Below are 22,651 nucleotides of genomic sequence, written 5' to 3'. Positions count from 1 at the left end.
GTCGGGCTTCCACCCTCCTCGGCGACGGCGATGGCTACCGGTGTTCCGGCAGACGGGTGAAGGATCGCCGGTACGCCGTCGGCGTCAGCCCGACCCGCCGGGTCAGGTGCTGGCGCATCGAGTCGGCGCTGCCCAGTCCGCTACGAGCGGCGACGAGGTCCATCGGCAGGTTGGTGGACTCCAGAAGTTCGCGTGCCCGGTTGATGCGCTGATGCAGCAGCCATTGCAGAGGACTGAGGCCGGTTTCGGCGCGGAATCGGCGCGTCAGCGTCCGTACGCTGTTGTTGGCGTGCCGGGCCAGGTCGGTCAGCGTGAGTGGCTGATCGAGCCTCTGCAGCGCCCAGGCTCGGGTGGCGGCAAGGGAGACGCCGGTCTCGGCGGGCAATGGTGTCTCGATGAACTGCGCCTGACCACCCGGGCGCACAGGTGCCACAACGGCCAGCCGGGCCACCGCGTTGGCCGCCGCGGCGCCGTGGTCGGAGCGGACCATGTGCAGGCAGAGGTCGATGCCGGCCGCCAGCCCGGCCGAGGTGAACACGGGGCCGTCCTCGACGAACAGCACGTCCGGTTCGAGCGTGACGGCCGGGTAGCGCCGGCGAAATATGTCCGACTTCACCCAGAACGTTGTGGCGCGCCGGCCCTCGAGCAGACCGGCGGCCGCCAGCACGAAAGCGCCGGTGCAGATCGACGCGAGACGCCTGCCCGCCGCGGCCGCTGAGCGCAGCGCCTCGAGGACCGCCAACGGGACGTCGTCGCGACCGGCCCCGCCGGTCACCATCACCGTGTCGGCCTCGTCGACTGCCTCCAGGCCGTGCCGGACGAACAAGTCGAAAGCGCCATCGGACGGCAGGAACCCCGGCTCAGCCGTGCAGACCCGGACGTCGTACGCAGGCCGTCCATCAATCTCCACCCCGCGGAAGATCAGCTCAGGGATGGACAAATCGAAAGTATTGACCGGTGGAACGGCAATGACGACGACGCGGTGCATGGCCAGAACCTCCGGATGTATGGCACTCGGGCCACTACTGTACAGCGGTGCAGCTCGGCAGGCTCGAGACATGTCCTTCGTCGTTGTCACCGGAGCCGGCGCAGCCGGCCTACCCACCGCCCGCCAGTTCGCCGAGAGCGGCGAGCGCGTCCGCCAGATCACCCGCAGTGGCCGCGGCGCTGACCACCCGCTGGTGGAGACCGTGGCCGCCGACATCACCGATGCCGACCGGCTCACCGAGCTCGCCGAGGGCGCACGCGTGCTGGTCAACTGCGCCATTCCCGCGTTGGACCGCTGGGCTGTCGACGTGCCACCGATGTCCGCGGCGCTACTGACCGCGGTCGAGCGGACCGGTGCGGCCTACGTGATGCTGGGCAACACGTACGGCTACGGTCCGGTCGACGGACCGATGACCGAGGACCTGCCGATGGCCGCCACCACGGTCAAAGGCCGTGTCCGAGCGCAGATGTGGCTCGACGCGCTGGCCGCTCACGAAGCGGGCCGCGCGCGGGTCACCGAAGTGCGGGCCACAGGTTTCCTCGGCGCGGGCCCCGTGGGTCCCTACGGCGCATTCGTCCTCGGTCCCCTCCTGGCCGGCGAGGTGGCGTCCTACCCGGGAGACCTCGACGTACCGCACAGCTGGAACTACACGGAAGACATCGCCCGGACGCTCGTGGCCGCGAGTCGCAACGACGACGCGTGGGGCCGACCCTGGCACGTGCCGGTCACGTCGTCTCTTTCCGTGCGGGCACTGAGCGAGCGGCTCGCCGAGATGGCCGGAGCGCCCACGCCCAAGCTGCACCGCATCGATCGCGACGAACTGGCCGCGCTGGCTCGACAGCAACCGGTGTTCGGCGAACTCATGGAAATGATGTACAGCAACGAGAACCCGCATGTGATCGACTCCAGCCGCACCGAGGCGATCCTCGGCGTGAAGCCGACGCCACTGGACACAGTCCTCCGAGAGATGGTGACCGACGCCGTCGGTGCGACCGGAAACATCACCGACCGGCTCTCCCGCCGCCTCGGCCCCCAACAGCGCGGCACCATCTGAGTGGTTGGCCGCGTGGCTTGTAGGCCCACCGTCGTCGCCAGACCGGTACCGGCCGAAATTCCCGGCTGCCGGCGCCGCGCGCGCGGCATCCATGGCGGGGACCGCAGCCCGCTGTCCGCCCTGGCGCGACTCCGCCTGAGCAGCTGCCCGGGCCCTCGATCGCCGGGCCAGAAATAACCATCCCTAGTGACTTCGTCAAAGGAACTGTGATGTCCACCAGAGCATTTCAGCCGTATGAGCTTGCCGGAAAGAAGCTGAAGAACCGTGTCGTCATGGCCCCGATGACCAGGAGTCGTGCCCCCGGTGCCACGCCGACCCCGTCGATGGCGTCCTATTACGCGCAGCGAGCCGGCGCCGGTCTGATCATCACCGAGGGCACCCACCCGTCGGCGCAGGGGCAGGGCTACACCGACGTGCCCGGTCTGCACTCGCCGGCGCAGGTGGACGCCTGGCGCACTGTCACCGACGCGGTGCACGCCAACGACGGCGTGATCTTCGCGCAACTCATGCACAGCGGCCGCATCGGGCATCCCGACCTACTGCCGGACGGTCTCGTCCCGGTCGGCCCATCGCCCGTGCAGGCCAAAGGGCAAGTCTTCACCCACACAGGCTTGCAGGACTTCGTCGTCCCGAGGGAGCTCACCGAGGACGAGATCCTGTCCACCATCGAGGACTACGCCTCGGCCGCCCGCAACGCCATCACAGCCGGATTCGACGGCGTCGAGTTGCACGGCGCCAACGGATACCTCATCCACCAATTCCTTTCCACACACACCAACAAGCGTGCGGATCGATGGGGCGGCGGAGTGGACGGCAGGATCCGGTTCGCCGTCGAGGTCGCCCGGGCAACAAGCCAAGCCATCGGCGCCGACAAGGTCGGCATCCGCATCTCACCCGGAGCCGTCGTCAACGACATCAACGACGACCCTGACCACGACGCCACATACTTGCCCTTGGTGCGCGAACTGGCGGCTCTCGACCTCGCCTATCTGCACTTCGCAGAACGGGCCGGACGCGACCTGACTCGCCGAATCCGTGCGGCGTGGCCCAACACCTTGATCCTCAACCCCGACACCGGATCGACGCCCACCGGTCCAGCGGACCTGTGGCTCATCGAGGACGACATCACCGATCTGCTCGCCTTCGGCGCCAACTTCATCGCCAATCCCGACCTGCCACACCGCCTTGCCACCGGAGCTCCACTCGCTCAGGCTGACCGAGCCACCTTCTTCGGCGGCGGCGACCGCGGTTACATCGATTACGCCCCACTCGACTGAACGGCGGGCCGGCATGCCGAGCGTCGGCCGCATCGAAAGTACGCGTACAGCCGTCGCCGGACCTCGCAGGCCAGCGTGGCGAGGCGGCGGGAAACCAAGCGCAGCATCAGTCAGGCCTTTCAAAGGCTCAAGGTCGTCGGGGGGCCGGACAGCGATGCCTTGGCGCGCCGCGCAAAGTCATCGGCAACGACCTCGATCTCGCCGGCGGCCAGCCCGTCCAGCACGGTGGTCACGAACTCCTCAGCGCTGATCTTGGGGAAGTCCCACCCCGCGCTCATGTCGGTGTCGACCAGGCCGACGTGGGCGCCCAGGACCTGGGTGTGCTGCTCGGCGAGCTCGACACGGAAGGCGTTGTTCAGGTTCCAGGCGGCGGCCTTGCTCACCGAGTAGGCGGCGTTGCCGGGTACGGCGTACCAGGAGGCGGCTGACAGCACCGTGACGATGGCACCGCCACCGTTGCGGCCGAGCGTGGGGGCGAATCCGCGGGTCACCTGGAGGGTGCCGAAGACGTTGGTCTCGACGTCCCGCCGGATGGTGTCGAGGTCTCCGGCGAGCACAGGCTGCAGGGTGGCGATGCCTGCGTTGTTGACCAGCAGGTCGACGTCGGGAGCCGCACGGACTGCAGCGTCCACGCTGGCGGCATCCGTGACGTCCAGTTCGAGCCGCACGGCTCCGTCGACGTCGATCGAGCGCGGGTCGCGGGCGGTGGCATAGACCCGGCGGGCGCCGCGAACCAGCAGCTGGCGGGTGAATTCGCGACCCAGCCCTCGATTGGCCCCGGTGACCAGTGCAGTGGAGTTTTCGATTCTCATGACGCGACCGTAAGATCTGACATGCATGTCAGGTTCAAGTCGTTGTCGTGAGACGTGTGTCACGGAGGTGCCAAATCGTGCGGATCGGCGAACTGGCCCGGCTGACCGGGGTGAGCCCGAGGTCGCTGCGCTGGTACGGCGAGCAGTCACTGCTGCGGGAGACGCGCACCAGTGGGGGTCACCGGGAGTACGACGACGACGCGGTCGAACGGGTCCGGATCATTCAGGTGCTGTTCGCCGCCGGCGTTCCCGCCCGACACGTCGCGGGGATCCTGCCCTGCGTCGACACCGGGACGACGACCCCGGCCATGGTCGCGCGCCTGGAGGAGGAGCGGACTCGGCTGCGGGCGCAGGCCGCAGAGCTCGCCGCCACCCTCGAGAGGCTCGATGAGGTGGTCGTGGAAACGCGCCTCAGGCTCCTGGCGGCCTGACGTCGGAGCAGGTGGTCCCCCGCTGCCTCAGGCGTTCATGCCGCCGTGCACGGTCGGCGACTCGCTCATAGCTGATGGCGACGTTGCCCCTGTTCAGTGGGCCGGGTCGCGCCGGCCCGGGTCTTGCTCGCGCAGGAACCGCTGGTTGACCTCGATCAGTGCGTCCAGCACCGTACGGGCGATGGTCAGATCGTCGATGGACTCCGACAGCCGCTGTCGTTCGCGGTCCATCACCTCGGCGGCGCGCCGGGCCTCGCGCAGGCTCGGAGTGTTCATGCAGGGCACCATCTCGGCAATCGCGCGGCTCGGCACCCCGGCGGTCAGGTACGCCTGAATTGTGCGCACCCGATCGATATGGCTCTCCTCGTAGTGGCGCTGACCGGTCGCGGAGCGCTCGCTCACCAGCAGACCCTGCTGCTCGTAATAGCGTAGCGACCGGGTGCTGACACCGGTCCGGGCAGCCAGTTCACCGATGCGCATCGCAGCCTCCGCCGCTCGTGTGCGCCGCGTCACGACGCTTGCCTTTGACATCAATGTCAACTTCTACGGTATCTCCCACCGGACATCCGATAGGAGTGGGTCAATGATCAAGTTCGTGTACCTGGTCAAGCGCGCCGAGCACCTGACATTCGAAGAGTTCGTCAAGTACCACCGCGAGAGCCACGCGCCGCTGTTCAAGTCCATCCCCGAGGCGGCGAAGTACGTCAGGCGCTACACCGTCTCGCACCCCGTCCCCGCCGAGCAGTACCCAGCGCCCGGCTGGGACTCCGTGGTGGAGATCTGGTTCGACTCCTGGGCCGACCACGACGCCTTCTTCACCTCGGAGAACTACCGCACGCTGGTCCAGCCCGACGAGTCGACCTTCTTCGTCCATGCCGACATCTCCGTCATGGTCACCGAGGAACGCGTCATCATCTGAGAGATCACTCCCGCGCCCTTTCCTGTACGGAGCGGGCGGGCGCGGGCCTTTCGCCGCCGCGAAACCTAGCGCTCCAGCAGGAGATCCGTTCTGGTCTGCTGTGCTGGTGTGGTTTTGTAAGTGGACGGCGCGCAGCCACCGTCGAGTCTCAGCGGTTGTGTGGACCTCAAAAGACGCGGCGATCGCTGCCGCCTACAGACAAGATGCTCAGCGATGGTCTGAGCTGTTCGGCGAACTGATGGACACGATCGGGAAGGCTTCAGCCGTCCCGAATCCCCACGCCGGGCCCGTGACTGATCGGACACCCCGGACGCAGGTGTCCAACCGGGCTCGGGCCGTTCACACCACCCGGCCCTGTGTGCTTCACTGTCGCACCATCACGCCTCGACGAGGAGGTTCGAGAATGTTGCGCAAGGGCATACGTCGCGCTGTTGCCGCCGCGACGGCGAGTGTTGTACTCGGGTTCGGGCTGATCGTCGTTCCTGGGGCAGCGCATCTTCCCCGCGCTCACGCTGATGCGGGCAGCTACTTCGATGATTGCTCATACGACTGGCTTCACTGCGGAACCGGTCAACAGGTCGACCTCACTGCTGACCAAGTTCGCGCACGCACTGATCTTTGTCTGTGGGACAACAACGACGGCAGTCATCCGAACGCTGCAGTATGCATCAAGCGGGATGGAGACGTGGTCTTCGTGCGGGACACTGACAGCGACGGCAGATCAGCACTCGGGCAGATCGGCTTCACTGCCGCCAACATCTATGTCTGCAGGAACGGGCACGGTTTCGGGACGTGGGCGCGATGTGACTTCCAGTGGCCGGAGAACCATGCTCGCCTTCGCACGTTGGACTGCGATTTCGACAATGCGCCGATCAGTTTCGGGTCGTCCGAATGCACCAGGTCGGAGCGCTACGTCGAATTCTTGGGGTGACACGCGGCATGACTGCGCTGCCACCCGGCCACACAGGCGCAGTGCCCGCGCATCGGGATGCAAACCGCCCGCCGGTGTCTCAGTAGCTTGCCGCTGGTGGAGCGACTGCGTCATCGGGCTTTGCTGTCGGCATCGGCGACGATGGCAGCGGCGACATCGCGCAGCTTGATGTTGCTGGCCTGAGAGGTCCGCGCCAGGAAGGCGAACGCACGGTCGGAATCGAGTCGATAGCGCTCGACCACGATCCCGACTGCCTGCCCGATCATGGACCGGCTGGCGAGTGCCTGGTTCAGGTCTTCTTCGTGGCGGCTCCAGCCGAGCGCCACCGCGGCCATGTTGGCGAACAGCGACCCCATTTGACGCGTTTCGACAGTGATCTGGCCGGCCTGACCGCAATACAGGTTGACCCCGCCCAGCACGTGCTGCGGCTCCGCCCGGAACTGGAAAGCCAACTGGGCCCCGATCCCAAGTTCCTTTGCCGCCTTCGGGCCGTACACCGGCCAGCGCGAATCACTGGCGAGGTCATCGACTTGCACCACCGGCTCGTCCAGCACGGCATCCAGGCACGGCCCTTCACTCAGCTCGTACTGCAGCTCGGCGGCTCGCACCGCCACCATGTCGGTCGGGGCCAGCGTCTGAATCAGCCCGTCCTTGCCAGTGATCGAAATGCTCGCGTGGTCGATTCCCGGCACCGCCTCGACCGCTCCGACGGTGATCATCCACAGGGTCTCGTCCAGGTCCATCGGCAACCGCAGCCCGGCCGCCAGCTCGTCCATTACGCGCAGCAATTCCGACAGTCCCATGCATCACCCTTCCTGGTTCGGCGGACACCGCCAAGAGTCCACTTGGCCACCGAGTCCGCTCCGGAGCATGCAGCTTTCCTCTTGATCGTGTGCGAGAACTTGATCCTCCTACTCCTGTATGGAGTCGATGCCTACGTGAAACGTTGCCTCCCGGCAGGCCAACGTTGACCGGTCCGATCCGGCCGACCACGACGAGCGCAGCACCTACTGCTTCAGCTCGAGCAACTGCAGATGATGCTTCGTTCCCAGTTCGAACCGCGGTGTTCGACTTCCTCCCGCGACCACCGAAGGGCTCCACCCCCAGTCCTCTCTCGGAGACGAAGTCGATGGGTGGTCTCTCATCGATCAGGCGGGCAAGCTCCACACAGCAGCAGGTGGTTGTCCAGACTCGCTCCGCTCGACCACAGGCAACTGGACAACCACTGCTGGCGCGAGCACCCAGTGGGCGTCTGACCGACGAGGGGCCACAGCACAACGCCCGAGGAGCTCGCTCGGCTCCGGTTCGGTACAAGGTCAGTTCACCGGTTTCACCGGACTGTCGGTGCCCTTGAGGACGGAGTTGAGGAGGTAGTACACCTTCCGTTCACGTAGGTCAGTCGACCACCACGTCGCCCATTTCGCTCCGCACCAGCCCGAGCGCCTCGAGCTCCTTGATTCCCCGCTGCCAGGTGTCGTCTTTGATCGCGAAGCGCTCACGGTCAATACGTCGAAACGTGGGCACCATCGACGTCGGTCTAACCAGCGAGCACCAAGTGCAGGCAGAGGAAGGCAAACAGAGCCCGGGCCGACATCACGTTGATCCGATTTGGCGACCAGAACTCGAGCGGGAGGCCGATCCACGGTGCTCGCTTCGGTACGTCGGGGTGACGGACGACGATTTTGTAGTCGCGGCCGGTCTTGGTCCGCAGCACCCATCCGGGTCCCATGTCCGCGGTCGGCATCATCGTGAGCATGGACATCGCCCGCTTGACTCCCCAACGACAGCAACCGACCAGCATGCCTTTGCCGCGTTGCCGGCCCGGGACTAGTTTTCGGCAGCGGGCGGTTCTGCCAGCGCATCGGGAAGCGCTGCCCTCGAGGAGACCCACAGTTTGGGGAACAGCTGGTACAGGTGGGTGCTGACTGTCCGGGGCGACAGGAAGAGCCGCTCGCCGATTTGCTTGTTGGTAAGACCGGCGGCTGCGAGTTTGGCGATCTCTAGTTGCTGAGGGGGGAGGGAACTGAGCGCGGAGGCGGCAACAGTCGTTGCGACCGGGAGACCGCTGGCGCGCAGTTCATTGTGGGTTCGAGTCACCCACGGGTGAGCATCGAGGCGTTGAAAGGTGTCGAGAGCAGCGGTGAGGTGCTTGCGGGCTTCGGCTCGATCACTACCGCACCAAGCTCAGCGCGTATGGCGAGCTGCCATCGTCCAGCCTCACTTTCGGCGCGGTCCCGGATCTGCATGAGCTGTCAGCCCGCTGGTTGGGTTCTCGATTCTGTGCCGACCACATCGTGCGCAACCTCGGCAGACTCACCTCGACGCCGCTGTTCTGGAGCCGTAGGCAACGAGGTGAGGAAGCCTCGCCCTGGTTGATGTGGACGCACAAGATCGAGTATTTGCGGGCAACCACCAAGATGTTGAAGCGCCATCGACGAGCGTTCTGCATCCCTGAGCACGAGGTAAAGAACTCGCCGCGGTACGAGCGAATCGTCCTTCTGCCCGCCGTCGCCTTGATGGCGGCGTTCCAGATCACCGTCGACGTCACCACCGATCCCGACCACGGCCAGGTCGAAGGCTTCGTCCTCGGCGGCGAAGCCATCGTCGCGAACTGGTTGCGCGCTCCCGGCCTCTGGTACGTCGAATCGAACGTCCCACCTTCGCGCCGGATGGTCTACCGCGACATCGCCGAGGCAGCCTCAAGCCGCTCGATCATCGAGCAGCCGACGGCAGCGCGCCGCCTGGAGGCGCTCGCCGGCTACCTGAACATCCCGTGGCGCTGGTTCCGCAAACGGCGCCGTCGTTCCCGGTTCTGCTGCGCCGACGCCTCGGTCAGTCCGGAGGTGCTGAGTATCGCCGACGCCATCGCGATGCCGACCCCACCGAGCGGTTGCCCCCGGACAACGGCCCTGGCACTGGCGCCGTCGAAGACCATGGTCAGCTGAGCCGCGAGCATGGCCGGGTCGGCGATCCCCGCAGCGATCGCCTCCGTGTGGAAGAAGTCGGTCATCTGCTGTTTGAAAGCACGTGCGACGACACTGCCTGGATGGCCGGGTTGCTTCAGCTCGGTCGCGGTGTTGACGAACGGGCACCCCCGGAAGGCCTGCAACTCCGACATCTGGTCCTGACGCTCGAAGATGTGCAGGATCCGCTCCCGCGGCGATCGTCCGTCCCTGCCGGTTCCCGGCATCAAAGCTGCCAGGAACTCCACACCTACGCTGGTCAGACTCCCTGCGATCAGCGCGTCCTTGGACCGGAACAACTGATACATCGACTTCTTCGACACGCCGGCCGCTTTGCACACCGCATCCACACCGACGTGCACGCCCTCAAGGTAGAAGAGCTCCCCCGCCGCATCGAGCAGCCGCTCGCGAGGTGTCGCAGAACTCGAGTCGGACGGCAAAGGAGGTCCTTCGTGATCGTGGTGTGGGGGCGCGGGTCGTCAGCGGGAAACGTCGAGTGCTTCGACCGGACCGGAAAGAGCGCCCTTGAAGTGACGACTGTGGTCGTCTGCAAGGAGCTCGAGCTCGCCCTTCTCCAACGCTGCAACGATGTCGGCGGCCACGGTGGACGGATCGTTCTTCGGCCCGTCCAACCCCCTGACAAGGTCGGTGTCGGTCAGCCCCAACTGGACGCCGAGCACATGCGTCCCCTGCGCGGACAGCTCCGAGCGCAGGGTGTTGGTGAACGAGATCAGTGCCGCTTTCGCGGCGCCATAGGTTCCGGACCCGGGGAACCCGGCAATCCACGCTACGAGGGAGTGGATGTTGATCAGCGCGCCTCCGCCATTGGCTGCCAGCACGGGCGCGAAGGCCTTCGCGACGCGCAGCGGCCCGAAAGCGATGATCCCGAAGACGCGATCGACCTCGTCCTGGTCGTCTTGCAGAAGGGGACCGAATGTCATGATCCCCGCGTTGTTCACGACGATGTTGACGTCGCCGGCGACACGAGCGAGTTCGGCCGCGGCCTTCGGATCCGCCAGCTCGAAGCTGACCGGGACGATCCTCGGGTCGTCCTGCGCCACCGGGTTTCGCGAGGTGACGTAGACCTTCGCGGCTCCTGCCTGGAGCAGCTCGCGCACGATCTCCTTGCCGAGCCCTTGTTGCCCGCCGGTCACCACAACGGTCGCTCCACTGACAGTGGTCATCACAGATCTCCTTGATGCGTGACATAGTTTAAATGATGGTTGTCTATGTCGTGGACAGTAGCCATCGTCGTTGACCGAGTCAAGTAGGGTTTACCTATGTCATGGGTAGCGACCGAAAGATTCGGAGCACGTACTGCGCCGGCCGGCCTGGCCCTGGTGCAGGAACTCGTCAACACGCACGCGACCGAGCGCGACGGCGAGGAACTACTGCTCGACTACCCCTCAGCGCAGCGCTGGCTGCAGAACGCCGCCCGGCAATGGGCCGATGTCCGCGGCCTGACCGCGCCCGACCTCGTCCTGGACGAAGCAGGCCTGCGGGACCTGCTGGAACTGCGATCGACAGTGGCCGGCTTGCTCGCCGTACCGGCAGACCAGCGTCCCGAAGGTGTACCTGTGGACATCCAGGTACACGCTCGGGCGAACCTGGTTGCGGACGCGGAAGGACGAGTGGGTATCGAACCCGAGGGCACGGGCAGCAGTTGGCTGGCGTCAGCCGTCTGGTCGGAGATCCTGCGCGCACAGTTGACCGGGACCTGGGCCCGGCTCAAACTGTGCCGCGAACCGGGCTGCCGGTCAGCCTTCTACGACACCTCCCGAAACCACAGCGGTCTGTGGCACGACGTGCACAGCTGCGGAAACATCAACAACCTCCGCGCCTCGCGCAGCCGTAAGAAACGCTCGGCGCAGTAGTGCGTAACTTCCCTGGACATCACAGGTGCTCGGTTGAAAGATGCTCGACGAACCAATCGCGGGAGGCCTGGGAAGCGACCGTGAATCCGTCGCCGGTGTAGGCGTCGAAATGCCCGCCCGGCAGGAAGACGAGCTTCTTCGGCTCCGCGGCTGTCTGGAACGCCGAGGCAGCCAGGTTGCCCCCGGTCAAGCCGTCTTCGCGGCCGACGATCATCAGCAGCGGCGTGGGGGTGATGTCCGGCAGATACCGTGCCGGCTCGTAGCCGTAAAAGTTGTCCACGCTGCGCAAGGTGACTACGTTCGGCCAGGTCGGATCGAACTCGGCTCGCGCCGTGGTGAACCACTCGAAGGAGTCCGGGGTGGGTAACCCGACCAGTTCGCCAGGATCGGTCCCTATGACCGGCACGGTAGCGGCCGGTTCGCCCAGTGCCCTCGCCCGCCGGTCAGCGGTGAACCGGTCCGGGCCAACCACGAGGTTGCTCACCCTGGCAAGGTTCGCATAGGTTGCCCGGCCGCTGATGAACGGTGCCTGTCCGCTCACCGCCTTGACCCGACGGTCGATGGCGGCGACCACGAACGCGTGTGCTGCGGAGAAACTTGTGCCCCACACGCCGATTCTGTCCGGGTCCACGTCCGCGCGGTTCTGCGCGCAGGTGATCGCGTGCTGGTAGTCCCGGATCTGTTCCCAAGGGTCGATCTCGTGACGCGGCTTCCCGGCCCCCGTCCCGGAATCGCCCCAGCCGCGGTTGTCGAAGACCAGCACCGCCAGGCCGGCTGCAGCGAACACCTCGGCGAAGCGGTCGAGATACATTCGCCGCGTCGAGGTCCAGCCATGGGCCATCACCACGCACGGCGCAGGACCCGGCACGCCTTCGGCCTCGTAGAACCAGCCGCGCAGCGTAGCGCCTTCCGCGTCGAATTCGATGTCGTGACGCACGAATCTCACCCTTGTCCGATCTGCTTGGTGACGAACTCGGTCAGGTCGCCGATCTCCGGCCCGGCGACATCGTGGCCCAGGCCGCGATAGACGCGGATGTCCGCAGTTGCGTGGGTTTCCAGCCAGCGTGCGGTGCGCTGGATGGCTGGACCGGGAATGACCCAGTCGCTTTCGCCGCGGCCCCAGTACACCGGCGGCCGAGAGTCGGCCAGTGCGGCGTCGCCGGATTGCTCGTCGCGGACGACGAAACCCGCGAGGCTCACGCCGTAAGCGAATCGGTCCGGAGCCAGCCGCATCAACTGGTGCACCATCGCTCCGCCCTGGGAGAAGCCGAGCAGGCCGATCGACGGCGCGTCGATGCCGAGGGTCCAGTCCAGCACGTCCTCGGCTGCCCCGTTCGCGACGTCGGGCCGTGGATCGCCGATCGGGTTGCCCCGGCTGGGAAACCACGCGTACCCGCCCGCCTCCGGGATGCGCGCCCGGATCGACGCGACCACGAGTTCGTCCGGTAGCTCCGGGACGAGCAGCCGAAACAGGTGGGTTTCGTCGTAGCTCCAGCCGTGCAGCATCACCAGCACCGGCCGATCACCGCGGGCGTGGTCGGATGCCGACCACAGCACCGCGTCTCGATCCATTCCAGGCCTGACCGTTGCACTCATTCAGCGCTCCCTTCATTCGCTGACGACAGTGCCGCAGCGGAGGAGACCGCGTCCAAGACCTGTTCCGCGCTCTGTGATGCCCAATAGGTACCAGCGCCTTTTCCTCAGTGATGGGTCGGGTCGCTGATCCGGGTCCGGTTCGTGCTGGCGGGTGATCTCGCGGACGACGGGGCCGTGGCGCCGCGGCCCAGGACGGGCTAGGGGACGAGATGTGAGGGCAGATTGCCTTCGGATGACTCGGAGGTGGCAGTGGTGAGGACGGTCGCGCGGGCGCCGTCTAGGTGCTCGGATTCTCGGTGAGCGATGACAATCGACCCCTCGCGGTTTGCCGCGCTGGAGGGCCTCAGCCGTTGAGCAGGAGTCAGGTCGCAAGTTGCGGCGATGGTGGACTCTTGGAGGGCTGGTGCCGAGGAATCCTCTTTCGCTGGGAACGTGGGGAGAATCTCCACCGCTGTAGCGAGTCGCGACGCCAGAGGGCGACCCATCCGGTACGAGGCGAAGGTCCGGTTCCGCGACTTCGACGGAGAGACCAGGCGGGTGTCGGCGTGGGGCACGTCGCGGTCGGCGGCCAAGGACAAGCTCCGCGAGACCCTGACGAACCGGGGCAGACGGAAGGGGCGGCGGTGTTGAAGGCGACCGACCGCGTCGCCGTCGCGATCGGCCTATACCTGGCGGAGGTGAAGGCGAAGGTGAAGGACGGCAGACGGGCGCCGGGGAGCCTTGAGACGTATGAGTACCAGGCAATGAAGAACCTGATTCCCGGACGGGAAGACTGCAGTTGATTGAGGCGACCATCCCGCGAGTGAACAAGGTGCTTGTCGAGATCAAGGAGGAGGTTGGTGTCGCGAGCGCCAAGACCTGTAAGAGCATTTTGACGGGAACGTTCGCTCTCGCGGTGCGGTACGGCGCCTTGACGCAGAATCCGGTGCGGGAAATCGAGCCGCTGGGCAAGCGGCGTCGGACGCCGGCGAAGGCACTGGACGCCGACGATCGACAACAGTGGTTCGAGTTGCTCCGGTAGGACGAGGGGGCGGTCAAGGCCGACCTCATTGACATCAGCAAGTTCATGCTGGCTACCGGGGAACGGATTGGCGAGACGCTCGCAGTGATCTGGAGTGGCATCGATCGGGACACCGGTGTGGTCGACTGCAGTCATCAGATCCAGCGACTCCGCGGTCAGGGACTGGTTCGGCGCGAAGGTGAAGACCGCGGCTGGCGAGCGGCTCCTGATTCTGCCGAGCTGGGCGCTGGAAATGGTCAACGCTCGATGGACACCGGGCGAGTGAAGGTCCAGCCCGACGAAGTCGCCGCCCTCGTGAAGCTGTACGGCGTGCCCCGAGCCGACCGCGCTGCCCTCCTCGAGGCGGTCGAGTTGGCAAGTCTCCCGTCGCTCGGCGACGATCTCGCCTGGGTGACCTCGCACAAGTTCCGGAAGACGACTGCCACGATTCTGGACAGTCGGCCCGGAAGATGCGAATCAGTTGGGTCAGGCGGACACGACCACGACGCTGAACGCGTACATCGGACGAAAGGTGCTCAATCCGGAGGCTGCACGCATCCGCGACGAGGCGCGGTCAGCTTCTGGTCAGTTGAAGATCTGTACTGCATCGCCACCAGGGCGTAAGCCCTGGTCAGAGAGCCGACGAGGGGACTCGAACCCCTAACCACCGCTTTACAAGAGCGGTGCGCTGCCAATTGCGCCACGTCGGCGGGTGCGGGTTGATTGTAGTGGATCGGGGGGTGGGGGTGGTGTCAGGTGGTGGAGTGGCGGAGGGCTCGGGCTCCTGGGACGGCGATGAGGGCGATCGCGGCCAGGAAGGTGAAGGCTGCGGTGGGGTGGTCGACGAGGAGGCCTACCGCGGTGGCTGCCACGAGGCCGCCCAGGTTTCCGGACAGCCAGATGAGGCCGGCGGCCGTGCTTTCGGCTTGGCCGGTACGGCGTTCTACCAGTTCCAGGACCACGGGGAGGGCGGGGAGGAGTAGGAGGCCGATGGTGGTGATGGCGATGAAGGCGGTCAGTGTGCTGGGGGTGAGGGCCAGGGCGGCGCAGGCCAGGCTGGTGGCGGTGAGGCTGAGGACCAGGAGGGCTGACTGAGCGTGGCGGCGGGCCACGAGGATCGGGATAGCGGCGCTGCCCAGGACTCCGGCGATCACGGTGACCAGGAGGACGGTGCTGGCGGTGCCGGCGGGGACACCGGCGGGTTCCAGGAGGGCCTGGGTGAAGGTCGTGAGGGCCACGAAGACGCCGAAGGGGAAGAGGGCCAGGACGCAGAGGCGGCGGATCAGCGGGTCGGACCAAGCCAGGTGGAGGGCGTTGCGGTCGGGGCGGGACGCCACGGGAACGGCGACAGGGGACCGGCGCAGCGCGGCGAGCAAGGCGACGGCGGCTGCGACGGAGAAGACGGCCGAGATGATCAGCACGGTGGGGATTTGATTGCTCGAGGCAAAGATGCTGGAGAGCACGAACGCGATCATCATGCCGGCGAAGATGCTGGCGGTGCCCGTCGCGATGCCGGTGGGGCGGTGCTTCACCGTGAGGTAGCGGCCGGTGATACCGGTGACGGCGTTCAGGACGAGGGGCTGCGCGATCGAGGCGAGGATCTGGCCGGCCAGGAGCCAGGGGTAAGTGTCGCCGAGGCGGATCAACGCGCCGGCCGCCGTGAGGAAGGCGCCGGTCAGCAAAGAAGCGCGGAACCAGCGATCGAGGAGCAGGCCCGCCGGAATCGCCAGTACGACGTACAGGAGCGGGAAGACCTGGGCGAGCCAGCCGATCGCGGTTTCGCTGACGTCGTACCGGCCGGCGGCGACGGTGGTGACGCCGGCGAAGTTGAGCCAGACGAGTTGGGTCGCGGCGCCGACCAGTGAGTACGCCGCGATCGGCGCCCAGCGGCTGCGGAGGCCGACGGCCTGCGTGTCCACCATCAGATCCCCTCCCGGGCGCTCACCGCAGAGGTCAGCGTTTGACCGCTGCAACCAGCGCGGTCTCGGTGAGCTTGAAGTGCTTGGCCAGGGCCCGGTCCCGGACATCGGAGTCGTCGGGAGACTTGGCCAGCTCGGTGTAGAAGGCGTTGACGCGAGGCAGCCCGTACGTCGTGACGAGGTGCTCGACGATCAGCCAACTGACGCCGTAGCTCTGGTCGTCGTAGTCGCCGTGGAAGACGCCGTCGATGGGCAGCACCGTGAGCTTCGGGAGAGCCTCGCGGCGCAGCGAGCGGCGCTGATCGGCCAGCCACCGGCGGTGGCCCTCGTCGGCGGTGAGCTTCTTCTCGACGTACTCGGCGAAGCCTTCGACCAGCCAGGTCGGGGCGCCGCGGCCGAGCGGGGCCATCGCGGCGTGGGTGAATTCGTGGGCCAGCAGGAACCGGCCGGTGTCGCGACGTTCGCTTGGATGGATGACGATGCGGCTCCCGGTGACCTTGAACTGGTTCGCCTCGGCATTGAGCACCGTGTAGTTGAGGGCCGCGACGGCGGCCGCGGGATGGCCGCCGGTCGCCCATTCGGGGTCGAAGGACCGTTTGTTGCTTAGAGCAATGACCAGGATGCCGGCCTGGGAGCGCCGGGTGGCGGTCCGGACGGCGGGCACGGCGATCGCGGCCTCGCGGACCAGCCGCCGGCCGTTGGCGCGTTCGGACGGCGGGACGATCACCGCGATGCCCTTGCCGCGGACGACTTCGAACGGACCGAGGTCCCACGGTTCGGGGGTGTTGCGGCGGTCGGCCTCGGCGGCCAGGTCGTCGTCGTCCACGAGCAGCCAGCGGCCGCCGCGTTCGGCGAAGGTCAGGCCGGCCGGGACGTAGCGCGGGGCCGGGTCGATCCCGGCGACCTGGACCAGCATCATGATCCGGAACGCGTAGGCCTTTTTGCCGTGCTGCGCCTGCGGCTCCGGCACCCAGCGGGCCTCGCGCCGGTACGACAGCGAGCGCAGGCCGAGTTTGCGCAGATTGGTGTACTGCACCTGCTGCCGGGCCCGCAGCTTGGTGTCGACGTGCGCCAGGAACTGCGGCAGCTTCCCGGTCAGCACCGCCGCCGCGCGCGCCTTCAGGACGGCGTCGACCTGCGCGAGCATCTTCGGGTCGCCCTCGTCCGACGACGGAGTCGCGGCCGGTGTGGTCACCGGCGAACCGGACGACACCGGGCGCTCGTCCGGACGGCGTACGGCGACCGCCCAGGTCGCAGCCGCCGCGACGATCGCCAGTACGACGGCGCCCGCGATCCACAGCACCCGTCGCCGGGCCCTGAACTCCCCACCCATGTGTTTCTCCCCAACCCCGGACCAACCGACCCGGCCCCCACCGGTCGGCCAAGGTTACAGGTGGCGTGAACTCGTCAGCCAGGTGACATCACCGGGGGGACCTGGCGTTCTACTCTGCTGGCACACGAGTCGGAAAGGGACAACAACATGCGGAGCAAGCGGACCATGGGTCTGATCGGGGTGCTCGTCCTGGCCCTGCTGGGCCTGGCGGGGGTGAGTTCGCAAGCGGTGGCCAAGACCGGCAAGCCGACGATCGTGCTGGTGCACGGCGCCTTCGCCGAGTCGGCCAGCTGGAACGGCGTGATCAAGCGGCTCGAGAAGAGCGGCTACCCGGTCGTCGCGGTGGCCAACCCGCTGCGCAGCCTGAGCGGCGACGCGGCGTACGTGAAGAGCGTGCTGGCGGGAGTCCAGGGACCGATCGTGCTGGTCGGTCACTCCTACGGCGGGCAGGTGATGACCCAGGCCGCGACCGGAAACGGCAACGTCAAGGCGCTGGTCTACATCGCCGCCTTCGCGCCGGCCAAGGGCGAGAGTGCGCTGGCCCTGTCGAACAAGTTCCCGGGCAGCACCCTCGGCGACACCCTGCAGAGCGTCCCGCTCGGTGACGGCAGCAACGACCTCAGCATCCAGCCGGCCAAGTTCCGCGCGCAGTTCATGGCGGACGTCTCCCCGCGGGAGGCGGCGCTGGCGGCCGCGACGCAGCGGCCGATCCGCGACGTGGCGCTGTCCGAGGGCGCCGGTGACCCGGCCTGGACGAGTACGCCGTCGTGGTTCCTGATCCCGACCGCGGACAAGAACATCCCGCCCGCGGTCCAGCACTTCATGGCCGACCGGGCCCACGCCAAGGCGGTCGTCGAGGTCGAGGGCGCGTCGCACGCGGTCGCGGTCTCCGAGCCGGGCAAGGTCGCCGACCTGATCAAGAAGGCGGCGAAGGCGACCCGCTGACCCGCGATCCCGATCCCGATCCCCGAAGCCCGCCCGGTGCCCTGATCACCGCGGCGGGCTTTGGCGTCATCGGCTTGAATCGCGGTATGACCGAGCTGACGAGCCCGTACGACGACCTCGCCGACGCCTATCACGCCACCGTCGATGCCGACGGCGGCGGTCTCGACGATCCGGCCTTCGACGAGTTGGTCGGTGACCTCCGCGGGCAGCGGGTCGCCTCGATCGCCTGCGGGCAGGGGCGTGACGCCCGTCGGCTGGCCGATCTCGGTGCGCAGGTCGTCGGGGTCGACGCCTCGGAGACGCTGCTGGTGCACGCGCGGCGGCTCGAGCAGGACAGCCCGCGCGGGATCGAGTACCTGCACGGCGACGCGCAGCGGCTCGACGGGCTGGCGGACGCGTCGTACGACGGGGCGGTCTGCCACATGGCGCTGATGGACATCCCCGAACTCGAGCCGGCGGTGCGGTCGGTCGCCAGGATCCTGAAGCCGGGTGGCTGGTTCGTCGCGTCGATCGTGCATCCCTGCAGCAAGCCGCCGGCGCACGGCGAGTTCGTCGACCACACCACGGGCGAGGCGCGCCGGGTCACCGGCCGGTACTTCGAGGAGGGCCCGTACGACAGTGTGACCCGGTGGGAGATCCTGCCGCGGGTGTCGTACCACCGGACGCTCTCGACGTACGTGAACACCCTGGTCGCGGCCGGGCTGGTAGTCGAGCGCCTGGCCGAGCCGGTCGGGGGCCGCCCGGTCTGGCGGGAGGCTCCGGGCCTGCTCTACCTGCGGTGCCGCCGGATGAATCTGCCGCCTGCCGGAGATTCTTAACGCGGTGAACTCTTGACGTCACGGAGCGAAACGCGATTCACTGATCGCGACTTCGGTCAGATCTTTTCTTTAAATACACCTTCGTTCGACCGCCCCCGGAAGGTGTCACCCGAAGGACGGCCCGTGCGGGCCGTCCTGTCGGTTCGCTGACCTCTCGGGGGTGCCGCCCAGGACCCGTCCGAAAGGAACCCGCCCCCATGAAGACTTTTTCTTCACCTTGGATCAAGCTTCGAACCCGCTGGGCCGTCACCGGACTGGCAGTGGCCACGGCCGCCGCCGGCGCCGTCGTCGCCCCGACGGCCGGAGCCGCCACGCAGTCCGAGACCAGCACCGCCGGCACCAGCGCCGCGGCCGCCCTGCCGAGCGGGTTCAAGAGTGTCGGCTACATGCCGTCGTGGTCCGGCGACGTGAACGCCGTCCAGTACTCGAAGCTGACGCACATCAACTACGCGTTCGCGCTGCCGAACTCCAACGGCACGCTGCAGGCGATCGAGAACACCGCGAAGCTGACCCAGTTGGTCAGCAAGGGCCACGCCGCGGGCGTCCGGGTGTCGCTGGCGATCGGTGGCTGGAACAACGGTGACGACACGGCCTTCGAGGTGCTGGCCGCGAACTCGGGCAGCCGGACCACCTTCGTGAACTCCGTGGTCAACGTCGTCAACCAGTACAACCTGGACGGCGTCGACATCGACTGGGAGTACCCGGACACGACCGCGGAGGGCAACAACTTCACCGCGCTGATGCAGCAGCTGAGCACCGCGATGCACAGCCGTGGCAAGCTGCTCACCGCCGCGGTGGTGTCCGAGGGCGGGACCGCGGACGGCGTCCAGCCGGCCGTCTTCGGCTACGTCGACTGGCTGAACATCATGGCCTACGACGGCGGCAGCCCGCACGCCAACTACGACTGGTCGATCAACGCGGCCAACTTCTGGAAGAACCGCGGTCTGCCGAAGGCCAAGACCGTGCTCGGCGTGCCGTTCTACAGCCGCCCGAACTACACCACCTACCGCGACATCGTGGCGATGAACCCGAACAACGCCAACATCGACTGCGTGACCATCAACGGCACGCAGAACTGCTACAACGGCGTCCCGACGATCAAGCGCAAGACCCAGTGGGCGGTCGCCAACGCCGGCGGCATCATGAACTGGGAGCTGTCCCAGGACGCGACCGGCAGCGCCTCGCTGGTGAGCGCGATCTTCGACGCCGCGGGCGGCACCACCCCGCCGCCGACCGGCGGCACCGGCCCGATCACCGGCATCGGCGGCAAGTGCGTCGACGTTGCCGGCGGCAACAGCGCGAACGGCACCCCGGTCCAGCTGTGGACCTGCAACGGCTCGGCCGCCCAGACCTGGACCGTCGGCAACGGCACGGTCCGGGCCCTCGGCAAGTGCCTGGACGTCACCGCCGCGGGCACCGCGAACGGCACGCAGGTCCAGCTCTACGACTGCAACGGAACCGGCGCCCAGGGCTGGCAGCCGCAGACCAACGGCACGCTGCTCAACCCGGCCTCCGGCCGCTGCCTCGACGCCACCGGCCCGAGCTCGGCCGACGGCACCCGGCTGCAGATCTGGGACTGCGCCCGGACGTCGAACCAGCTGTGGAACGTCCCGGCCTGATCTCCAACCGCTGACGCCCCGCCCCTGTTCCGGGGGCGGGGCGTCCGGCGGAAGGTCAGACCGTACGAAGAACAGAGACGACGACGCCCAGGATGGTGGCGTTGTCGCCGTCGATCACCTCGTACGCCGGGTTGCGCGGCTCCAGGTAGACGTGGCCGCCGCGGCGGCGGAAGACCTTCACCGTCGCCTCCTCGTCGATCATCGCGGCGACGATCTGCCCGGAGTGGGCCTCGGCCTGCTGGCGGACCACGACGATGTCGCCGTCGCAGATCGCGGCCTCGACCATCGACTCGCCGCGCACGCGCAGGCCGAAGACCGTGCCGCGGCCGGTCAGTCCGCGCGGCAGGTTGAGGTGGTCGTCGACGTGCTCGATCGCGGAGATCGGCGTACCGGCGGCGATGTCGCCGACCACCGGGACCGAGACCGAGTCGTCGGAGACCGTCGAGCTGCCGCCGTCCTGCAGGAACAGGCGCACGTCGATCGGCCGCGTCACCGACGTCCCGCGGTGCAGGAAGCCCTTCTCCTCCAGGCTGGCCAGGTGCTTGGACACCGACGAGGCCGAGCGCAGCCCGACCGCCTCACCGATCTGCCGGGTGCTCGGCGAGTACCCGTGCTGGTTCACCCAGTCGCGGATCACGACGAGGATCTGCTGCTGCCGCTGGGGCAGCGATGCCGGGGCCAGGTGCTCGAACGGGTCGGTGTCATAAGTACTCACCCGCGAAAGCGTAGAGGGCGCCACCCCCAGAACCGTCGACCGGCGCGGGGGTGACTCCGGCGGCTCGTACGGTGGAGCGATGTTGCCGATGGGGTTGTCGATGCTGTGGGAGAAGACCGAGCCGGAGCAGGCGCTGCGGGAGCGGTTCGGGTTCGACAGGTTCGAGGCGGCGGGTGAGTGGGTCGGCGAGGTGCTGGGCGCGGTGTGGGGGATCGAGGCCGCGGGATGCGGCCGGCTGGTGATCAGTGACCAGAACGCGATCGTCTGGGTGGACAGCGACCGGGGTCCGCTGGTGGTGAAGTGGTCGCGGGCGCAGGGGCAGTTCGACCGGCTGGAGGCGTCGGCGCAGTTGCTGCGTGTGCTCGACGAGCGTGGGGTGCCGGTGGCGGCGCCGATCCCGGCCTTCGACGCGCGCGTCCGGGTGATCGTCGACGGGCCGGCCTGCGAGCTGTCGCTGGCAGTGCTGCCGGAGGTGACGGGCGACTGGCTCGACGTCGAGGACGAGGACGCGGTCCGGGCGGCGGGGGCTTGCCTGGCCGAGCTGCACAACGCGCTGGCCGGGTACGAGGACGACCGGCTGATCCACAACGACATCAGGCCGCGGCCGACCGGCGTGCCGGGTGTGCCGCCGCTCGGCGGCAAGCAACCGGTGCACAACGACTTCCGGGCCGCGAACATCCTCACCCAGGGCCCGAAGATCGTCGCCGTGCTCGACTTCGACGAGCTGGCCTGGGGGCACCAGGTGGAGGACCTGGCCCAGGCAGCCATCTATCTCGGCACCCGGTTCACCAACTGGCAGCCGACCTCGCCCGCGGTACGCCGTACGTTCCGGGAGGGCTACGAAACGGTCCGCCCCTTGAGCGCGGCCGAGCACCAGGCGTTCGAGCCGCTGCTGCGTTGGTACGAGCAGCATTCGGGCTTCTGAAACAGCGTTCTACCATCTGAAACGGTGTTTCAGTCCGGCGGCTCCAGGTCGGTGAGCCAGGTCTTCAGCAGCCCCTCGAGCTGACTGATCTGGGTGGGTGTGAGCCCGGACAGCAGGCGTTGCTCGTTGGCCATGTGAGCACTGAAGGCCTTGTCGATCAGCCTGTGCCCGGCCGGAGTCAGCTGCACGACACGGCCGCGGCCGTCGGTGTTGCTGCGCATCCGGCGGACCAGTCCGGCCTGCTCGAGCCGGTCCACGCGCTTGCTGACCGCGCCGGTGGTGACCATCGTGTGCAGCGCGATCTCGCCGGGCGCCCGCTCGTACGGCGTACCGGCGCGGCGCAGGGCGGCCAGGACGTCGAACTCGCCCTCGGACAGCCCGAACTTCGCGTACACGACGGCCAGCTCCGCGGTCAGGTGGGCCGCGATCCGGTGCAGCCGGCCGATCACGCCCTGCGGGCTGACGTCGAGGTCGGGGCGCTCGGTGTGCCAGGCGGCCTGGATCCGGTCGACACGGTCTTCGCTCACCCGGT

At 67.6% G+C, this 22,651-nt stretch carries 28 protein-coding genes and 1 tRNA gene; 13 read left to right on the top strand and 16 right to left on the bottom strand.

All coding sequences use genetic code 11. The features are described from left to right. Positions 1-34: 34 nt before the first annotated feature. Entirely contained in the window at positions 35-940 is a 906-nt protein-coding gene (locus BWI15_RS02275) for a GlxA family transcriptional regulator (RefSeq protein WP_237771092.1), read from the bottom strand. A gap of 28 nt (positions 941-968) precedes the next feature. Between BWI15_RS02275 and BWI15_RS02270 the strand changes: the two genes are divergently transcribed. Beyond that, complete coding sequence (locus tag BWI15_RS02270) at positions 969-2,042, top strand: NAD-dependent epimerase/dehydratase family protein (protein ID WP_202817558.1); 1,074 nt, start codon at positions 969-971, stop codon at positions 2,040-2,042. A gap of 209 nt (positions 2,043-2,251) precedes the next feature. After that, complete coding sequence (locus tag BWI15_RS02265; RefSeq protein ID WP_077012576.1) at positions 2,252-3,319, top strand: alkene reductase; 1,068 nt, start codon at positions 2,252-2,254, stop codon at positions 3,317-3,319. 119 nt (positions 3,320-3,438) lie between these two features. Here the strand turns inward: BWI15_RS02265 and BWI15_RS02260 are convergent, their stop codons facing one another. After that, the gene (locus BWI15_RS02260) at positions 3,439-4,131 is read right to left on the bottom strand and encodes an SDR family oxidoreductase (RefSeq protein ID WP_077012575.1); all 693 of its coding nucleotides are present in this window, start codon (positions 4,129-4,131) and stop codon (positions 3,439-3,441) included. Positions 4,132-4,208: 77 nt separating this feature from the next. On the opposite strand from BWI15_RS02260, the gene BWI15_RS02255 reads away from it, so the two are divergent. After that, positions 4,209-4,562: a MerR family transcriptional regulator gene (locus BWI15_RS02255; protein ID WP_077012574.1), complete on the top strand. Its 354-nt coding sequence runs from the start codon at positions 4,209-4,211 to the stop codon at positions 4,560-4,562. 93 nt (positions 4,563-4,655) lie between these two features. Here the strand turns inward: BWI15_RS02255 and BWI15_RS02250 are convergent, their stop codons facing one another. Next, complete coding sequence (locus tag BWI15_RS02250; RefSeq protein WP_237771091.1) at positions 4,656-5,075, bottom strand: MerR family transcriptional regulator; 420 nt, start codon at positions 5,073-5,075, stop codon at positions 4,656-4,658. A 70-nt stretch (positions 5,076-5,145) separates the two neighbouring features. Here BWI15_RS02250 and BWI15_RS02245 point away from each other — a divergent pair, with 70 nt between their 5' ends. Next, on the top strand, positions 5,146-5,481 hold the full coding sequence (locus BWI15_RS02245) for an EthD domain-containing protein (RefSeq protein WP_077012572.1): 336 nt from the start codon (positions 5,146-5,148) through the stop codon (positions 5,479-5,481). A gap of 403 nt (positions 5,482-5,884) precedes the next feature. Continuing rightward, entirely contained in the window at positions 5,885-6,412 is a 528-nt protein-coding gene (locus BWI15_RS39205; RefSeq protein ID WP_168197251.1) for a hypothetical protein, read from the top strand. A gap of 110 nt (positions 6,413-6,522) precedes the next feature. Here the strand turns inward: BWI15_RS39205 and BWI15_RS02235 are convergent, their stop codons facing one another. From BWI15_RS02235 to BWI15_RS02215, 6 genes are all read right to left on the bottom strand, one after another. Further along, complete coding sequence (locus BWI15_RS02235) at positions 6,523-7,215, bottom strand: GAF and ANTAR domain-containing protein (protein WP_077012570.1); 693 nt, start codon at positions 7,213-7,215, stop codon at positions 6,523-6,525. A gap of 592 nt (positions 7,216-7,807) precedes the next feature. Continuing rightward, complete coding sequence (locus BWI15_RS39995; protein ID WP_237771090.1) at positions 7,808-7,939, bottom strand: helix-turn-helix domain-containing protein; 132 nt, start codon at positions 7,937-7,939, stop codon at positions 7,808-7,810. Between the two features lie 10 nt (positions 7,940-7,949). After that, positions 7,950-8,174 (bottom strand): hypothetical protein, encoded by a 225-nt coding sequence (locus BWI15_RS02230; RefSeq protein WP_077012569.1) that lies wholly within the window; start codon positions 8,172-8,174, stop codon positions 7,950-7,952. 65 nt (positions 8,175-8,239) lie between these two features. Continuing rightward, a complete protein-coding gene (locus BWI15_RS40685; protein ID WP_077012568.1) occupies positions 8,240-8,509 on the bottom strand; it encodes a helix-turn-helix domain-containing protein in 270 nt (89 codons plus the stop codon). Positions 8,510-9,170: 661 nt separating this feature from the next. Continuing rightward, entirely contained in the window at positions 9,171-9,815 is a 645-nt protein-coding gene (locus BWI15_RS02220; RefSeq protein ID WP_077012567.1) for a TetR/AcrR family transcriptional regulator, read from the bottom strand. Between the two features lie 39 nt (positions 9,816-9,854). Continuing rightward, on the bottom strand, positions 9,855-10,559 hold the full coding sequence (locus BWI15_RS02215; RefSeq protein WP_077012566.1) for an SDR family oxidoreductase: 705 nt from the start codon (positions 10,557-10,559) through the stop codon (positions 9,855-9,857). A gap of 96 nt (positions 10,560-10,655) precedes the next feature. Here BWI15_RS02215 and BWI15_RS02210 point away from each other — a divergent pair, with 96 nt between their 5' ends. Beyond that, positions 10,656-11,249, top strand: coding sequence for a CGNR zinc finger domain-containing protein (locus BWI15_RS02210; RefSeq protein WP_077012565.1), 594 nt, complete (start codon positions 10,656-10,658; stop codon positions 11,247-11,249). A gap of 19 nt (positions 11,250-11,268) precedes the next feature. Here BWI15_RS02210 and BWI15_RS02205 read toward each other — a convergent pair whose 3' ends face one another. Further along, on the bottom strand, positions 11,269-12,186 hold the full coding sequence (locus BWI15_RS02205) for an alpha/beta hydrolase (protein WP_077012564.1): 918 nt from the start codon (positions 12,184-12,186) through the stop codon (positions 11,269-11,271). Positions 12,187-12,191: 5 nt separating this feature from the next. Next, positions 12,192-12,845: an alpha/beta hydrolase gene (locus BWI15_RS02200; RefSeq protein ID WP_077012563.1), complete on the bottom strand. Its 654-nt coding sequence runs from the start codon at positions 12,843-12,845 to the stop codon at positions 12,192-12,194. 623 nt (positions 12,846-13,468) lie between these two features. Between BWI15_RS02200 and BWI15_RS39200 the strand changes: the two genes are divergently transcribed. The 3 genes from BWI15_RS39200 to BWI15_RS39990 are packed head-to-tail and all read left to right on the top strand — an operon-like array spanning position 13,469 to position 14,469. Then, on the top strand, positions 13,469-13,627 hold the full coding sequence (locus tag BWI15_RS39200; protein WP_168197250.1) for a hypothetical protein: 159 nt from the start codon (positions 13,469-13,471) through the stop codon (positions 13,625-13,627). 20 nt (positions 13,628-13,647) lie between these two features. Then, on the top strand, positions 13,648-13,866 hold the full coding sequence (locus BWI15_RS02195) for a hypothetical protein (RefSeq protein ID WP_077012562.1): 219 nt from the start codon (positions 13,648-13,650) through the stop codon (positions 13,864-13,866). A gap of 45 nt (positions 13,867-13,911) precedes the next feature. Beyond that, positions 13,912-14,469: a hypothetical protein gene (locus BWI15_RS39990; protein ID WP_143465369.1), complete on the top strand. Its 558-nt coding sequence runs from the start codon at positions 13,912-13,914 to the stop codon at positions 14,467-14,469. Positions 14,470-14,482: 13 nt separating this feature from the next. Here the strand turns inward: BWI15_RS39990 and BWI15_RS02190 are convergent. The 3 genes from BWI15_RS02190 to BWI15_RS02180 all read right to left on the bottom strand — a co-directional run bounded on the left by BWI15_RS02190 (position 14,483) and on the right by BWI15_RS02180 (position 17,097). Then, a tRNA-Thr gene (locus tag BWI15_RS02190) sits at positions 14,483-14,555 on the bottom strand. Positions 14,556-14,597: 42 nt separating this feature from the next. Next, positions 14,598-15,767 (bottom strand): MFS transporter, encoded by a 1,170-nt coding sequence (locus tag BWI15_RS02185; RefSeq protein WP_077012561.1) that lies wholly within the window; start codon positions 15,765-15,767, stop codon positions 14,598-14,600. A 31-nt stretch (positions 15,768-15,798) separates the two neighbouring features. Continuing rightward, positions 15,799-17,097 (bottom strand): hypothetical protein, encoded by a 1,299-nt coding sequence (locus tag BWI15_RS02180; protein ID WP_077012560.1) that lies wholly within the window; start codon positions 17,095-17,097, stop codon positions 15,799-15,801. 147 nt (positions 17,098-17,244) lie between these two features. Between BWI15_RS02180 and BWI15_RS02175 the strand changes: the two genes are divergently transcribed. The 3 genes from BWI15_RS02175 to BWI15_RS02165 all read left to right on the top strand — a co-directional run bounded on the left by BWI15_RS02175 (position 17,245) and on the right by BWI15_RS02165 (position 20,479). Then, a complete protein-coding gene (locus BWI15_RS02175; protein ID WP_077012559.1) occupies positions 17,245-18,042 on the top strand; it encodes an alpha/beta fold hydrolase in 798 nt (265 codons plus the stop codon). Positions 18,043-18,128: 86 nt separating this feature from the next. Then, complete coding sequence (locus tag BWI15_RS02170; protein WP_077012558.1) at positions 18,129-18,860, top strand: class I SAM-dependent methyltransferase; 732 nt, start codon at positions 18,129-18,131, stop codon at positions 18,858-18,860. Between the two features lie 197 nt (positions 18,861-19,057). Continuing rightward, positions 19,058-20,479 (top strand): glycosyl hydrolase family 18 protein, encoded by a 1,422-nt coding sequence (locus BWI15_RS02165; RefSeq protein ID WP_077012557.1) that lies wholly within the window; start codon positions 19,058-19,060, stop codon positions 20,477-20,479. 55 nt (positions 20,480-20,534) lie between these two features. Here BWI15_RS02165 and lexA read toward each other — a convergent pair whose 3' ends face one another. Continuing rightward, a complete protein-coding gene (gene lexA, locus BWI15_RS02160) occupies positions 20,535-21,194 on the bottom strand; it encodes a transcriptional repressor LexA (protein WP_077012556.1) in 660 nt (219 codons plus the stop codon). A gap of 79 nt (positions 21,195-21,273) precedes the next feature. On the opposite strand from lexA, the gene BWI15_RS02155 reads away from it, so the two are divergent. After that, entirely contained in the window at positions 21,274-22,119 is an 846-nt protein-coding gene (locus BWI15_RS02155) for a phosphotransferase enzyme family protein (protein ID WP_077012555.1), read from the top strand. Positions 22,120-22,148: 29 nt separating this feature from the next. Here BWI15_RS02155 and BWI15_RS02150 read toward each other — a convergent pair whose 3' ends face one another. After that, complete coding sequence (locus tag BWI15_RS02150; RefSeq protein ID WP_077012554.1) at positions 22,149-22,646, bottom strand: MarR family winged helix-turn-helix transcriptional regulator; 498 nt, start codon at positions 22,644-22,646, stop codon at positions 22,149-22,151. Positions 22,647-22,651: the final 5 nt, after the last annotated feature.

The organism is Kribbella sp. ALI-6-A (genome assembly GCF_001984195.1).
Classification (GTDB): Bacteria; Actinomycetota; Actinomycetes; order Propionibacteriales; family Kribbellaceae; genus Kribbella.
This window is presented reverse-complemented; position numbering and strand designations above follow the sequence as displayed.

Excerpts from the sequence above, each read along its gene's own strand:
- BWI15_RS02175 (WP_077012559.1), top strand. The coding sequence starts at position 17,245 with ATGCGGAGCAAGCGGACCATGGGTCTGATCGGGGTGCTCGTCCTGGCC.
- BWI15_RS02230 (WP_077012569.1), bottom strand. The coding sequence starts at position 8,174 with ATGTCCATGCTCACGATGATGCCGACCGCGGACATGGGACCCGGATGG.
- BWI15_RS02210 (WP_077012565.1), top strand. The coding sequence starts at position 10,656 with ATGTCATGGGTAGCGACCGAAAGATTCGGAGCACGTACTGCGCCGGCC.
- BWI15_RS02170 (WP_077012558.1), top strand. The coding sequence starts at position 18,129 with ATGACCGAGCTGACGAGCCCGTACGACGACCTCGCCGACGCCTATCAC.
- BWI15_RS02270 (WP_202817558.1), top strand. The coding sequence starts at position 969 with ATGACGACGACGCGGTGCATGGCCAGAACCTCCGGATGTATGGCACTC.
- BWI15_RS39205 (WP_168197251.1), top strand. The coding sequence starts at position 5,885 with ATGTTGCGCAAGGGCATACGTCGCGCTGTTGCCGCCGCGACGGCGAGT.
- BWI15_RS02260 (WP_077012575.1), bottom strand. The coding sequence starts at position 4,131 with ATGAGAATCGAAAACTCCACTGCACTGGTCACCGGGGCCAATCGAGGG.
- BWI15_RS02165 (WP_077012557.1), top strand. The coding sequence starts at position 19,058 with ATGAAGACTTTTTCTTCACCTTGGATCAAGCTTCGAACCCGCTGGGCC.
- BWI15_RS02180 (WP_077012560.1), bottom strand. The coding sequence starts at position 17,097 with ATGGGTGGGGAGTTCAGGGCCCGGCGACGGGTGCTGTGGATCGCGGGC.
- BWI15_RS02215 (WP_077012566.1), bottom strand. The coding sequence starts at position 10,559 with ATGACCACTGTCAGTGGAGCGACCGTTGTGGTGACCGGCGGGCAACAA.
- BWI15_RS39995 (WP_237771090.1), bottom strand. The coding sequence starts at position 7,939 with ATGGTGCCCACGTTTCGACGTATTGACCGTGAGCGCTTCGCGATCAAA.
- BWI15_RS39990 (WP_143465369.1), top strand. The coding sequence starts at position 13,912 with ATGCTGGCTACCGGGGAACGGATTGGCGAGACGCTCGCAGTGATCTGG.
- BWI15_RS02265 (WP_077012576.1), top strand. The coding sequence starts at position 2,252 with ATGTCCACCAGAGCATTTCAGCCGTATGAGCTTGCCGGAAAGAAGCTG.
- BWI15_RS02155 (WP_077012555.1), top strand. The coding sequence starts at position 21,274 with ATGTTGCCGATGGGGTTGTCGATGCTGTGGGAGAAGACCGAGCCGGAG.
- BWI15_RS02200 (WP_077012563.1), bottom strand. The coding sequence starts at position 12,845 with ATGAGTGCAACGGTCAGGCCTGGAATGGATCGAGACGCGGTGCTGTGG.
- BWI15_RS02245 (WP_077012572.1), top strand. The coding sequence starts at position 5,146 with ATGATCAAGTTCGTGTACCTGGTCAAGCGCGCCGAGCACCTGACATTC.
- BWI15_RS02235 (WP_077012570.1), bottom strand. The coding sequence starts at position 7,215 with ATGGGACTGTCGGAATTGCTGCGCGTAATGGACGAGCTGGCGGCCGGG.
- BWI15_RS02185 (WP_077012561.1), bottom strand. The coding sequence starts at position 15,767 with ATGGTGGACACGCAGGCCGTCGGCCTCCGCAGCCGCTGGGCGCCGATC.